Below are 11,537 nucleotides of genomic sequence, written 5' to 3'. Positions count from 1 at the left end.
CGGATACTGGGTCCCGGATCGGCCTTGCAGGCCGTCCGGGATGACGGGGCGGGAGGAGCGCGAGTTAGCTCGCCAGCGTCTCCAGGAACCGCACCGGCTCGCCGAGGTGAGGCGCCACCACCTCGTCGTCGCGCATGACGATCCGGCCGCGGACGATGGTCGCCATGGGCCAGCCCTTGGCTTCGAAGCCGTCGAAGGGGGTCCAGCCGACGCGGGTGGCCATGGCGTCGTGGGTGATGGTGCGGCGGGCCTTCAGGTCGACGATGGTGAGGTCGGCGTCGTAGCCGACGGCGAGGCGGCCCTTGTCGGCGAGGCCGAAGATGCGGTTGGCGCCGTGGCTGGTCAGGTCGACGAACCGCTCGAGGGTCAGCCGGCCTTCGGCGACGTGGGTCAGCATTACCGGCACCAGGGTCTGGACGCCCGGCATGCCCGAGGGCGAGGCGGGATAGAGCCGGGCCTTCTCCTCGCGGGTGTGGGGGGCGTGGTCGGAGCCGATCACGTCGGCGACGCCGTTGGCGATCCCGGCCCACAGCCCCTCGCGGTGCTCGGGCCCGCGGATCGGCGGGTTCATCTGGGCGAAGCCCTTCAGCCGCTCGTAGGCCTCCGGCCCGGCGAGCGTCAGGTGCTGGGGCGTGACCTCGACGGAGGCGACGTCCTTGTGGGCGGCGAGGAAGGCGATCTCTTCGCGGGTGGTCACGTGCAGCACGTGGATCCGCTTGCCCAGGCCCTTGGCGATGCGCACCAGCCGCTCGGTGGACTGGATGGCCGACTGGGCGTCGCGCACCTCGTAGTGGCTCACCCAGTCGCCGGTGCGGGCCAGCGGGCGGCGCTCGGCAAGGCGGTATTCGTCCTCGGAGTGGAAGGCGGCGCGGCGGCGGATGTGGCGCAGCACGTCCTCGACGCCGGCGTCGTCCTGCACCAGCAGGGTGCCGGTGGAGGCGCCCATGAACACCTTCACCCCGCAGCAGCCGGGCAGCTGCTCCAGCTCGCCGAGGAAGGCGGCGTTCTCGTGGGTGCCGCCGATGTAGAAGGCGTGGTCGCAGTGCATGCGCCCCTTGGCCCTGGCGAGCTTGTCCTCCAGCGTCGTGGGGTCGGTGGTGTTGGGCTCGGTGTTCGGCATCTCGAACACGGCCACCACGCCGCCGAGGACCGCCGAGCGGCTGCCGGTCTCCAGGTCTTCCTTCCACTCCATGCCGGGCTCGCGGAAGTGGACCTGGGTGTCGATGACGCCGGGCAGGACGGTGAGGCCCGCCGCGTCGAACACCTCGCCCGCCGAGGCCTGGGAGAGGTCGCCGACGGCGGCGATCTTGCCGTTGCGGACGCCGACGTCGGCAAGGCCGCGGCCGGCGTGGTTCACCACCTCGCCGCCGCGGACGATCAGGTCGAAGGTCTCAGGCAAGTTCCGGCTCCGTCGCCTCGAGCAGCTCGCGCGCGGCCAGGGTCACCGTGCGCACGCCCAGGTCCATCATGTGGCAGATTTCCTGGTTGAGTCCCGGGTCGACGCGCCGGATCTCCTCCAGGGTGCGCACGCCCCGCACCGCCCGGGCGTGTTCGCCCCAGGGGCCGTAGAGCTGCTCGTCGGAGGGGCCGAAGAGGCCCAGCGTCGGCGTCCCGGCGGCGGCGGCCATGTGCATCAGGCCCGAGTCGTTGCCGATGAAGAGGCGCGCGCGCTTCAGGCAGGCATAGGCGGTCAGCACGTCCACCTTGCCCACCAGGTCGATGAAGCGGTTCTTGAGCACCACGTGGCGCAGCGGGGCGACGACCTGGTGGTCGGCCGTCCCGCCCAGGATCATCAGTCGCCCGCCTTCCATCGGGCCGCCCTTGCCGAGCAGCTGGATGGCGGCTTGCGCGAAGCGCTCGATGGGCCAGGTCTTGCCGACCCAGTTGGAGGCCGGCGCCAGGGCCAGGATGGGGCCCGCGCCCGCCGTCAGCTCGTCGGCGCGCGCCTCGGTCTCGGCGGAGGTGAACAGGAAGGGCGCCGGCGGCTCGTCCTCCAGCTTCAGCACCCGGGCGGCCTCGATCACCTTGTGCACCGGCGAGCCGGAGCCCTTGCGGTGGACGGCCCGGCGCTTGGTGGACAGGAAGCGGTTGATCGCCGAGCCGCGCAGGTCGACGACCAGGCCCCACTTGCGGCGGCGCACCTCGCTCCACAGGCCCAGCCAGTGGCCGCCGCCCTTGTGCTTGTCGAGGACGATCACCTCGTCCAGGTGCGGGACCTCGGCGAACAGCGGGGCCGCATCGCGGCCGGCCACGATGGTGAAGCGGGCGTTGGGGATCTCGTCGAGCAGCTTCTTGATGAGGCCCGAGGAGAGCACCGCATCGCCGATTCGCGTGGCGGTGATGAACAGAATCGGAAACGAGCCGCGCGCCATGGAGCCTCTATAGGATGGGCTCGGCTGGCGCTCCACCGACTCCGCGCTTAAGTCTCGGGCCATGGCGAACAATCAACTCCTCGCGGTGCTGGCCAGCCGGGCGCTGATCGCCGTCTCCGGCCCCGACTGGCGTCACTTCCTGCAAGGACTGCTCACCCAGGATGTCGAAACTCTGGCGCCGGGCGAGCTTCGCTTCGCCGCCCTGCTGACGCCCCAGGGCCGGCTGCTCTACGACATGTTCGTCGCCGGCCGAGAGGACGGCTGCTGGCTGGAGGTCGAGGCGGCCAAGCTCCCGGCCATCGTCCAGCGGCTGTCGCTCTATCGCCTGAGGGCCAAGGTGGAGATCGCGGCGGACGAGACGCCGGTCGCGGCGCTGTTCGGCGGCGAGGCCGCCCCGGAGGGCTGGTTCCGCGACCCGCGCCTGCCGGCGCTCGGCTGGCGCGGCTACGGCGCCGCTGCGCCCGCCGACGCCCAGGCTGCGAGCGAAGCCGACTACGAGGCCCACCGCCTGGCGCTCGGCGTCCCCGGCCCCGCCGACTGGGGCTCGGAGAAGACCTATCCGATCGAGGCCGGCTTCGACCTGATGGACGGCATCGACTTCAAGAAGGGCTGCTTCGTCGGCCAGGAAACGACGTCACGCATGAAGCGCCGCGGCCAGATCAAGACGCGGATGCTGCCGATCGCGTTCGACGGCCCCGCGCCCGCGCCGGGCGCCGAGATCCTGGCCGGAAGCCTGCGCGCCGGCGAGGTGCTCTCCGGCCAGGACGGCCGCGCCATGGCCCTCGTGCGCCTCGACCGTGCGCTGGGCGCCGAGCTGACGGTGGAGGGCCGCCCCGTGCGCGTCGAGACGCCGGACTGGATGGCCTCGGCGATCAGCGAGAGCGCCTGATCCTTCAAGACCTCTCCCCGCTCGCGGGGAGAGGGTTGGGTGAGGGGCGCGCGGCCGAAAGGCCGCGCCCGGCGCGAAGCGGCGGAAACGTGTGCGCGCGGAGAGGCCCCCCTCACCCTACCCTCTCCCCCCGCGAGCGGGGGGAGAGGTCATTAGGCGAAGAACCCCCTCAGCGCCGCCAGCGTCTCGGCGGGCCGCTCCTCGGGGATGAAATGCCCGGCGTCGATCTCCTGGCCGCGGACGTCCGCGGCCCAGTCGCGCCAGATCGCCAACACGTCGTACCAGCGCGGCAGCGCGCCCTTGGCGCCCCAGAGGACGAGGGTCGGGACCTCGATCTTCCGCCCCGCCCCGCGGTCGGCCTTGTCGAGGGCGAAGTCGAAGGTCGCGCCGGCGCGGTAGTCCTCGCACATGGCGTGGATCACCGAGGGCTTGCGGCCGGCGCGCCGATAGTCCGCCAGCGCCTCGGGCGCGAAGGGGCCGCGGCCGCCGCGGAAGAAGAACCAGTCGGGGTTCGCCTCGATGATCCGCTCCGGGAACGGGTGCGGCTGGACGAGGAAGAACCAGTGCCAGTAGCCGAGGCCCATGGCCATGTCGGCGCGGCTGTAGACCTCGAATGTCGGCACGATGTCGAGGACGGCGAGACGGGCCACCGCCTCGGGGTGGTCCAGCGCCAGCCGGTAGGCGACCCGCCCGCCGCGGTCGTGGCCGGCCAGGTCGAACCGCTCGAACCCGAACCGGCGCATCAAGGCGAGGGCGTCCCGGCCCATCGCCCGTTTCGAGTAGGGCTCATGGTCGGCGGTGGTCTCCGGGCCCGTGCTCTCGCCGTAGCCGCGCAGGTCGGGCGCGATCACCGTGAAGTCGCGGGCGAGGTCGTCGGCGATCCTGCCCCACATCATGTGCGTCTGCGGCCAGCCGTGCAGCAGCAGCAGCGGCGGCCCGCTCCCGCCCCGGCGGACGCGCAGCCGCGCCTGGCCGACGTCGACCTCCAGGACCTCGAAACCCTCGAACATGGGCCGATTAGGCTCGCCGGCCTGGCCGCGGGCAAGCGCGATTGAAGCGCCCTGGCGCGGCGCATACCCTCGGTCGGCGAATCGGGCGGGGGGAGCGAAGATGCGCGCATTGGCATGGGCCGTGATCGCCCTGGCGCTGGCGGCGGGTCCCGTGGCCGCGCAGGAGGGGCCGCTCGACGAGCCGACCGAGAAGCTCTCGCTGAAGCCGCACCGCATCAAGGGCCAGCTGCTCGGCTACGGCTACACCCTCGGCGAGTTCACCGGCGAGGTGCGCAGCACGGCCAGCTCGGTCCGCGCGCCCACCTATTCGTCGGACAAGGCCAAGACCACCTTCACCTTCTCCTCGCCGCGGCATCCGCAGGTCACCGTCCGCTGCGCGGGCGGCCAGAGCCACCGGCAGCTGGCGTGGATCCAGTTCAACACCAAGGACCTCGCCTACGTCTGCGAGTTCGAGGGCGGCCCGCCCGACGCGGCCTTCGCCCTGGCGCTCAGCGACGGCTCGGTCATGCAGCGGCTGTATCAGCCCCAGCGGGCCGCCGAGCTGACCTTCGGGGCGGTCACGCTTCGCGCCGAGACGCGGCACGTGAAGGGCGCCCTGCCCTTCAGCGGCGGCGCGCCGGTGTCCTACCGCATCAGCCGCGAGGACGGCCGGGGGATCGCCGCCATGCTCCGCGGCGCGCTCCGGCCGACCTTCCACCTGCCGCCCGAGGGCGCGCCCGAACGCGACGCCGCCGCGCTCATGGCGCTCGCCCTCTTCTTCTTCGTCGATCCGGGCCTCGAGGAATACTAGGCGGCGCGGTCCAGCTCCTTGGCCAACGCCTCCAGCAGCTCGCGGCAGCCCTCCTCGCGCATCGCCACCGCGTTCGGCTCGTCGAAGTAGGCGCCCTGCTCGGTGTAGGTGAGGCGGCAGCCGCCCGCGACCGGGTCGATCTGGATGGTCGCCAGCGAGACCGAGATGTTGGTTCCGGCCACCGTCATCCGGTAGCTGATGACGATCCGCCGGTCCGGCACGATGTCCTGGTACTGGGTGACGTTGGTCATCTCCGGCCCGTCGCCGAACCGGAAGCGGGAGAACTCTTCGCCGCCGACGCGGAAGTAGTTGCGGTGCTCGAACACTTCCCAGCCCTCGCCCTCGACGAACCAGCGCCGCTTGGTGGCGGTGTCGGCGTGGGCGAAGAACACCTTCGACGGGGGGTGCCTGTAGGTCCGCTCCACGGTGAAGCTGCCGTGGGTCACCTTCGACGGTTCGGTCATGACGTCGGTCCTCATGTCTTCTTCTCCGGTTGATCGGCTTCGTCCTCGTCCAGCAGCGCGGCGAGGCGGTCGTAGCGGCGCTCGATGAATCGCCGGCGTTCGGCGACCCAGTCGGCCAGGGCGTCGAGGCCCTCCGGCCGCAGGCGGCAGGTGCGGGTTCGGCCCACCTTCTCGGTGGCGACCAGGCCCGTCTCCTCCAGCAGCTGGATGTGCTGGACCACCGCGGCCAGGCTGATCTCGAGGGGCCGGGCCAGTTCGCTGACCGACGCCGGCCCCGCGCTCAGCCGCTCCACGATCACCCGCCGGGTGGGCTCGGCGAGGGCGCGGAAGCTGGCGTCGACAGGCTGATACTCAAGCATGCACTTAAGTATCGCCACCTCGGTGGTTAGTCAAGCGATCACTTAAGTATCAGCCGCCCTGCTCTTCGCCGGTGGCCCGCTCCACCGCGACGGCGGCGGAGAAGCCGTGAAGCACCGTCGAGACCAGGACGGTGAAGGCGGCGATGGCCCAGAGCTCGGCCTCGTTGACCAGTTCCATGTGGCTGCCGGCGTAGCTGAGGTAGTAGACGGTCCCGACGCCGCGCACGCCGTAGACGGCCACCACCAGCCGCTCCCGCCGCCGCATCTTCGACCAAAGCAGCGAAAGCCAGCCCGAGAGCGGCCGCACGATGAAGATGAGCCCGAGCCCGACGAGCGCACCGCGCAGGTCGAGGTGGCTCAGCAGCGCCGGCATCGCCGCGCCGAGACCGATCAGCAGCATGGCCGTCAGGGCGTGCTCGATGGTCTCCGAGAAGTCGTGAAGCCGGACGTGGAACTCGTGGTGGGACTCGCTGCGGCGCACCGTCAGGCCGGACACGAAGGCGGCGATGAAGCCGTAGCCCTCGGCCAGCTCGGTGGCGCCGTAGGCGACGAACACCCCGGCCAGGGCGAAGACGCCGGCCTGGGTCTTGGCCAGGGCGTTCTCGCGCGGGAAGTCGAACAGCACCTTGCCGAGCAGCCAGCCCACCCCGACGCCGCCGGCCACGCCGACCGCCACGCGATAGAGAACGTCGCGCCAGGCCCACTCGCCGATGAGCTCGGGCGTGACCACGGACGCCGCCGCGACGGCCAGGCTGAGGTGGACGAAGGGAAAGGCCAGGCCGTCGTTGAGCCCGGCTTCGGTGGTGAGCGTCAGGCGCACCGGATGCTCGCCGCCCTCGGTGGGCCGCCCCACCTGCACGTCGCCGGCCAGCACCGGGTCGGTCGGCGAGAGCACCGAGGCCAGCAGCAGGGCGCCGCCCAGCGTCAGTCCCGCCGCCGCCCAGCCCAGCAGCGCCACCCCGATGATGGTCAGGGGCATGGCGATGGCCAGCATGCGGATGGTCGGACCGAAGCCGGCCAGGCCGACCAGCCGGTCGATGCGCAATCCGACGCCGAACAGGCCCATGATGACGCAGAGCTCGCTGACCACCTCCCACGGCTTGGGCGAGTCGATGGGGCTGATGGCCTCCGGCATGCCGGGGATCCAGCCGAAGATCAGCCAGCCCAGGCCGATCAACAGGGCCGAGGCGGTGGGCTCGCGGGCCGAGACGAACCGCGGCAGCCAATAGGCCAGGATGATCGCCACCCCCAGCGCGGCGAGCAGCACGTGATAGCTGGAGAACTCGAACACGCGATGCTTACGCGCGCCGGGCCTGCGGGTTCATTCCTGGGGTGCACGGCGGTCGCTCGCGGGGTCTTTCGCCCGGCGATCCGCCTCCCCAGATGAAGTCGATGAGCGTCGCCTTCACCCGCGAAGAGGACTACGAGGCCCAGGCCGCCGACCTGCCGGACCGTCCGATCTCGCCGCATCCGAACCTGGTCACGGCCTCGGGCCTCGCCCAGATCGAGGCAGAGCTGGCGGCCGCCCGCACGGCCTACGCCGCCGCCCAGGCCCAGGGCGACGTCAGCGCCGACCGCACGGCGATGGCGCGTGCGACGCGGGACCTGCGCTACTGGTCCGCCCGCCGGGCCACCGCCCAGCTCACCGAGCCCACCGGCGATCCCGACCTCGTCCAGTTCGGCCGCACGGTCGAGTTCGAGCGCGAGGACGGCCGGCGCCAGGCCTTCCGCATCGTCGGCGAGGACGAGGCCGACCCCGCCAAGGGCAGCGTCTCCTACGTCTCGCCGCTGGCCCGCGCCCTCATGGGCAAGGCCGTCGGCGACACCGCCCTGGTGAACGGCGCCGAGGTGGAGATCGTCGCCGTCCGCTGAACCCAAGGCTCAGTCGAAAATGTCGAAGATGCTGCGCCGCTTGTGGCCGTAGTGGCCGCGCTCGCCGCGTTCTCCGCGCTCGCCCCACTCGCCGCGTTCGCCGCGCTCCCCGCGTTCGCCCCACTCGCCGCGCTCGCCCGGATGACCGCCCACGGCGCCCGGCGGATAGCTGGCGGGGCGGTAGGCGACGCCGCCCTGGCTCGGCGCCTGCGCCGCGCCCTCGCTCCGGGCCGCCTCCATCAGCTTCTCGAGCTCGCCGCGGTCGAGCCACACGCCGCGGCAGGTGGGGCACATGTCGAAGTGCACGCCCGAACGCTCGACGGTGTTCATCGCGGCGTTGTCGTTGGGGCACATGAGCAGGGGCATCGCAGGGGACCTCCTTCGCGTTGCAGGGCACGAGGCTTCAAGCCCCCGGCCCGCAGGTGATGTTCCGAAGTTCTGCGGGCCGACATCACGTGGCCGAAGGTCGGCCGCCGCCAGAGGGGCCCGGTCCGCAAGCCTCGAACATGGGCCGGCGCGCCGCGGTGGACAACCCCGCGTCGGGTGCGCCCCTTCCGTCTCGTCGCTTCGCGCCGATCCACCTCCCCCGTCGTCTGCGCGTCGGGGGAGGAGCTGACGCGTCATTCTCCTCCCCCGCAGCGAAGACTGCGGGGGAGGGGGACCGCCGAAGGCGGTGGAGGGGGCGCTCGGCCCCTACCCCGCGATCTCGGCCACCGTCGCGCCCAGCGCCGCCACCAGGTCCTTGGGCGACAGCTCGGCCTGCAGGCCCCGCTGGCCGCCGTTGACGAACACCTTCTCGTGGGCCAGGGCGGCCGCGTCCACCACCACCGGGCTCTTCCGCTTCTGGCCGAACGGCGAGACGCCGCCGACCCGGTAGCCGGTGATCCGCTCGGCGTCGGCGGGCTTCATCATCGCCGCCGACTTGCCGCCGACCGCCGCCGCCAGTCGTTTCATCGCCACCTCCCTGTCGGAGGCCAGCACGGCGCAGACCGGCTTGCCGTCCACCTCGGCCATCAGGGTCTTCAGCACCCGCTCGGCCGGAACGCCCAGGCTCTCGGCCGCCTGCAGCCCCACCCGCGGGGCGTCCGGGTCGTAGTCGTAGGTCGCGAGGCGATAGGCGACCTTGGCGGCGTCGAGGGCGCGGGTGGCGGGCGTGGTCTTGGCCATCCCCCGGCTCTAGCCAAGCTCGCCGCGCCCCGCCACCATCGGCGCATGCACGAGCACCCCCACCGCTGCCCCTGGCCCGGCCAGGACCCGCTCTACCTCGCCTATCACGACACCGAGTGGGGCGTGCCCGAGTACGACTCGCGAGCCCTGTGGGAGAAGCTGGTGCTGGACGGCTTCCAGGCGGGGCTGGCCTGGATCACCATCCTGAGGAAGCGCGAGGCCTTCCGCGCCGCCTTCGACGGCTTCGACCCGGAGAAGGTCGCCCGCTACGGCGAGGCGGACAGGGCGCGGCTGATGGCCGACGCCGGCATCGTGCGTTCCAACGCCAAGATCGACGCGGCGATCGACGGCGCCCGGCGATTCCTCGACATGCGCGACAAGGGCGAGGACTTCTCGCAGTTCCTGTGGGGCTTCACCGGCGGGAGGCCGATCCAGAACGCCTGGGAGAACGTGTCGCAGGTGCCGGCCCAGACGCCGCTGGCCGTGGAAATGTCCAAGGCGCTCAAGGCCAAGGGCTTCAAGTTCACCGGCCCGGTGATCGTCTACGCCTTCATGCAGGCGACCGGCATGGTGAACGATCATGTCACACCCTGCTTCCGGCACGCCGAAGTGGCGGCTATGAGCGGCTGATGCCCAAGGGCCCCACCATGCTGCTCGAGAAGGCCTGCCCGGCCCCGGTCTGCGGGGTCGACGAGGCGGGCCGCGGGCCGTGGGCCGGCCCGGTCTGCGCCGGCGCGGTGATCCTCGACCCCCGCCGGGTCCCCAAGGGTCTGGACGACTCCAAGAAGCTCAACGCCAAGACCCGCGAGGCCCTCGAGGTCGAGATCAAGGCCAAGGCGGTCGCGTGGGGCGTCGGCTTCGCCTCGGTGGAGGAGATCGCCTCGCTGAACATCCTGCACGCCACCGGCCTGGCCATGTGCCGTGCCATCGAGGCGATGGCGGTGCAGCCGGTGTTCGCCCTGGTGGACGGCAACTACCGCTTCAAGCTGCCGTGCGACGTGAAGACCGTCGTCGGCGGGGACGGCAAGTCCAAGTCGATCGCCGCGGCCTCGATCCTGGCCAAGGTCGCCCGCGACCGGCTGATGGTGGAGATGGACGCCCGCTACCCCGGCTACGGCTTCGCCTCGCACAAGGGCTACCGCGCCCCGATCCACGCCCGCGCCCTGCTCGACCTCGGCCCCTGCGAGATCCACCGCCTGACCTGGGGCCCGGTCAAACTCGCCCTCATGGGCAAGGACCCACTGCTGGCCTTCGACGACGCCCTGCAGGACGAACTGCCGCTCTGAGCGGCTGGCGCAGCCAGCTAGACACAAAGAACACGAAGACCACGAAGGACACGAAGAGGCTGAGCACGCGCCGGCGCCTTCGTGATCTTCGTGGTCTTTGTGGTCTTCGTGTTCTGAATGCCGGCCTCGCCGGCGATTAGTCCCCTCCTCTCCCCGACGCGAAGCCCTTGGGGAGAGGAGAGGCGCGGATTGATCCGCTGAATCAAGATTGCCGTTGGCTCCCAGGGCGGCGATGGCTTGGCCATGGACGCCTCGATCTCCCCGGCCCTGATCTCCGCCTTCGAGGTCCAGGCCGGCTTCTGCGAGCGGCTGGGCTCGCCGTTCAACGCGGCGCTGGCGACGGCCGCGGCGGAGGCGATGGGCCGGGGCGACGGGCTCGAGGGGCTGCTGCGGCCCTGGGCCGGACTGAGCGCGCACGAGATCGGCGAGGCGGCCGTCACGCTGCGCCTGCTGGGCGCCTGCCACGATCTGGCGCTGAGCGGCGAGGCGCCGGAGCTCGCCGCCGCCTACCCGGCGCCGGATCGCGACGGCGACCCGCAGGCCGCCTGGCGCATCGCCCGGGCCGCGATGGCCGCCCGGCGCGGCCGCTTCGAAGCCTTCCTCGGACACGAGCCGCAGACCAATGAGGTGCGCCGCTCGGCGGTGCTGCTGCCGGGCTTCCTGACCATCGCGCAGGCGACGGGGCTGCCGCTGCGCGGCTTTGAATTGGGCGCCAGCGCCGGACTCAACCTCAACTGGGACGGCTTCCGTTATTCGCTGGGCGAGCACGCGTGGGGGCCGGAGGACTCGCCCGTCCGGCTCGCCGCCGAATGGCGAGGCCCGCCGCCCCCGCTCGATGCGCCGGTCCAGGTTCTGGAGCGCGCCGCCTGCGACCGCCGTCCCGTGGATCTGACCGACCCCGAACAGCGCCGCCGGCTGCTCGCCTTTATCTGGCCGGACCAGTTCCAGCGCCTGGCCGCCGCCCGCGCCGCCATCGACCTGGCGCTGTCGCGCGGCGTCCGCGTCGAGGCCGCCGACGCGGCTGAGTGGCCGGCCGGGCGCGCCGAGCCCCGGCGGGGCGCCGCCACGGTGCTCTATCATTCGATCTTCTGGCAGTACCTGCCCGAGCTCTCCCGCGCCCGGCTCGCGGCGCTGATCGACACGCTCGGGCGGACGGCCACGGCCGACGCCCCCTTCGCCTGGCTGCGGATGGAGCCTCCGCCCGGCGAGCTCGCCCACATCGAACTGCGCCTCACCCACTGGCCGGGCGGCGAGGACCGCCGGCTGGCGCGGGCGCACCCCCACGGCGCCTGGGTCGAGTGGACGGGCTGATCCTCGTCCGCCCCCCA

General features: G+C 72.1%; 14 protein-coding genes. 6 read left to right on the top strand and 8 right to left on the bottom strand.

Annotation, left to right across the window (positions count from 1 at the left end; all coding sequences use genetic code 11):
- Positions 1-64 precede the first annotated feature (64 nt).
- On the bottom strand, positions 65-1,399 hold the full coding sequence (locus ACFSC0_RS11790) for a dihydroorotase (protein WP_377282733.1): 1,335 nt from the start codon (positions 1,397-1,399) through the stop codon (positions 65-67).
- The gene (locus tag ACFSC0_RS11785; protein ID WP_377282734.1) at positions 1,392-2,372 is read right to left on the bottom strand and encodes a glycosyltransferase family 9 protein; all 981 of its coding nucleotides are present in this window, start codon (positions 2,370-2,372) and stop codon (positions 1,392-1,394) included. Before ACFSC0_RS11785 ends, ACFSC0_RS11790 begins: the two co-directional genes overlap by 8 nt.
- A gap of 61 nt (positions 2,373-2,433) precedes the next feature.
- Between ACFSC0_RS11785 and ygfZ the strand changes: the two genes are divergently transcribed.
- Positions 2,434-3,261: a CAF17-like 4Fe-4S cluster assembly/insertion protein YgfZ gene (gene ygfZ / locus ACFSC0_RS11780; protein ID WP_377282735.1), complete on the top strand. Its 828-nt coding sequence runs from the start codon at positions 2,434-2,436 to the stop codon at positions 3,259-3,261.
- 152 nt (positions 3,262-3,413) lie between these two features.
- Here the strand turns inward: ygfZ and ACFSC0_RS11775 are convergent, their stop codons facing one another.
- Complete coding sequence (locus ACFSC0_RS11775) at positions 3,414-4,271, bottom strand: alpha/beta fold hydrolase (RefSeq protein ID WP_377282736.1); 858 nt, start codon at positions 4,269-4,271, stop codon at positions 3,414-3,416.
- Between the two features lie 100 nt (positions 4,272-4,371).
- Between ACFSC0_RS11775 and ACFSC0_RS11770 the strand changes: the two genes are divergently transcribed.
- Positions 4,372-5,061 (top strand): hypothetical protein, encoded by a 690-nt coding sequence (locus ACFSC0_RS11770; protein ID WP_377282737.1) that lies wholly within the window; start codon positions 4,372-4,374, stop codon positions 5,059-5,061.
- Here ACFSC0_RS11770 and ACFSC0_RS11765 read toward each other — a convergent pair.
- From ACFSC0_RS11765 to ACFSC0_RS11755, 3 genes are read right to left on the bottom strand one after another with little or no spacing between them, the layout of a single operon-like run.
- On the bottom strand, positions 5,058-5,540 hold the full coding sequence (locus ACFSC0_RS11765; protein ID WP_377282738.1) for an SRPBCC family protein: 483 nt from the start codon (positions 5,538-5,540) through the stop codon (positions 5,058-5,060). The two genes, ACFSC0_RS11770 and ACFSC0_RS11765, sit on opposite strands and share 4 nt — an antisense overlap.
- Positions 5,537-5,884, bottom strand: a complete 348-nt coding sequence (locus tag ACFSC0_RS11760) for an ArsR/SmtB family transcription factor (RefSeq protein ID WP_377282739.1) — start codon at positions 5,882-5,884, stop codon at positions 5,537-5,539. The genes ACFSC0_RS11765 and ACFSC0_RS11760 overlap by 4 nt, the downstream gene beginning before the upstream one ends.
- A 49-nt stretch (positions 5,885-5,933) precedes the next feature.
- Positions 5,934-7,175, bottom strand: coding sequence for a cation:proton antiporter (locus ACFSC0_RS11755; protein WP_377282740.1), 1,242 nt, complete (start codon positions 7,173-7,175; stop codon positions 5,934-5,936).
- A 101-nt stretch (positions 7,176-7,276) separates the two neighbouring features.
- On the opposite strand from ACFSC0_RS11755, the gene greA reads away from it, so the two are divergent.
- Entirely contained in the window at positions 7,277-7,756 is a 480-nt protein-coding gene (greA, locus tag ACFSC0_RS11750; RefSeq protein ID WP_377282741.1) for a transcription elongation factor GreA, read from the top strand.
- A 9-nt stretch (positions 7,757-7,765) separates the two neighbouring features.
- Here greA and ACFSC0_RS11745 read toward each other — a convergent pair whose 3' ends face one another.
- Together ACFSC0_RS11745 and ybaK are read right to left on the bottom strand one after the other, a co-directional pair.
- Positions 7,766-8,122: a TFIIB-type zinc ribbon-containing protein gene (locus ACFSC0_RS11745; protein WP_377282742.1), complete on the bottom strand. Its 357-nt coding sequence runs from the start codon at positions 8,120-8,122 to the stop codon at positions 7,766-7,768.
- A 327-nt stretch (positions 8,123-8,449) separates the two neighbouring features.
- Positions 8,450-8,923, bottom strand: coding sequence for a Cys-tRNA(Pro) deacylase (ybaK, locus tag ACFSC0_RS11740; RefSeq protein WP_377282743.1), 474 nt, complete (start codon positions 8,921-8,923; stop codon positions 8,450-8,452).
- 45 nt (positions 8,924-8,968) lie between these two features.
- Between ybaK and ACFSC0_RS11735 the strand changes: the two genes are divergently transcribed.
- From ACFSC0_RS11735 to ACFSC0_RS11725, 3 genes are all read left to right on the top strand, one after another.
- The gene (locus tag ACFSC0_RS11735) at positions 8,969-9,553 is read left to right on the top strand and encodes a DNA-3-methyladenine glycosylase I (protein ID WP_377282744.1); all 585 of its coding nucleotides are present in this window, start codon (positions 8,969-8,971) and stop codon (positions 9,551-9,553) included.
- A complete protein-coding gene (locus tag ACFSC0_RS11730) occupies positions 9,553-10,209 on the top strand; it encodes a ribonuclease HII (RefSeq protein ID WP_377282745.1) in 657 nt (218 codons plus the stop codon). Before ACFSC0_RS11735 ends, ACFSC0_RS11730 begins: the two co-directional genes overlap by 1 nt.
- A 243-nt stretch (positions 10,210-10,452) precedes the next feature.
- Positions 10,453-11,520, top strand: a complete 1,068-nt coding sequence (locus tag ACFSC0_RS11725) for a DUF2332 domain-containing protein (RefSeq protein WP_377282746.1) — start codon at positions 10,453-10,455, stop codon at positions 11,518-11,520.
- The last annotated feature ends 17 nt before the right edge of the window (positions 11,521-11,537 follow it).

The sequence above is a fragment of the Phenylobacterium terrae genome (genome assembly GCF_042681205.1).
Taxonomy (GTDB): Bacteria; Pseudomonadota; Alphaproteobacteria; order Caulobacterales; family Caulobacteraceae; genus Phenylobacterium; species Phenylobacterium terrae.
Note: the sequence above shows the minus strand (reverse complement) of the source record. Positions and strands in the feature narration are given on the sequence as shown.

Coding starts and splice junctions, on each gene's coding strand:
- ACFSC0_RS11785 (WP_377282734.1), bottom strand. CDS start 2,372: ATGGCGCGCGGCTCGTTTCCGATTCTGTTCATCACCGCCACGCGAATC.
- ygfZ (WP_377282735.1), top strand. CDS start 2,434: ATGGCGAACAATCAACTCCTCGCGGTGCTGGCCAGCCGGGCGCTGATC.
- ACFSC0_RS11775 (WP_377282736.1), bottom strand. CDS start 4,271: ATGTTCGAGGGTTTCGAGGTCCTGGAGGTCGACGTCGGCCAGGCGCGG.
- ACFSC0_RS11770 (WP_377282737.1), top strand. CDS start 4,372: ATGCGCGCATTGGCATGGGCCGTGATCGCCCTGGCGCTGGCGGCGGGT.
- ACFSC0_RS11765 (WP_377282738.1), bottom strand. CDS start 5,540: ATGAGGACCGACGTCATGACCGAACCGTCGAAGGTGACCCACGGCAGC.
- ACFSC0_RS11760 (WP_377282739.1), bottom strand. CDS start 5,884: ATGCTTGAGTATCAGCCTGTCGACGCCAGCTTCCGCGCCCTCGCCGAG.
- greA (WP_377282741.1), top strand. CDS start 7,277: ATGAGCGTCGCCTTCACCCGCGAAGAGGACTACGAGGCCCAGGCCGCC.
- ACFSC0_RS11745 (WP_377282742.1), bottom strand. CDS start 8,122: ATGCCCCTGCTCATGTGCCCCAACGACAACGCCGCGATGAACACCGTC.
- ybaK (WP_377282743.1), bottom strand. CDS start 8,923: ATGGCCAAGACCACGCCCGCCACCCGCGCCCTCGACGCCGCCAAGGTC.
- ACFSC0_RS11735 (WP_377282744.1), top strand. CDS start 8,969: ATGCACGAGCACCCCCACCGCTGCCCCTGGCCCGGCCAGGACCCGCTC.
- ACFSC0_RS11730 (WP_377282745.1), top strand. CDS start 9,553: ATGCCCAAGGGCCCCACCATGCTGCTCGAGAAGGCCTGCCCGGCCCCG.
- ACFSC0_RS11725 (WP_377282746.1), top strand. CDS start 10,453: ATGGACGCCTCGATCTCCCCGGCCCTGATCTCCGCCTTCGAGGTCCAG.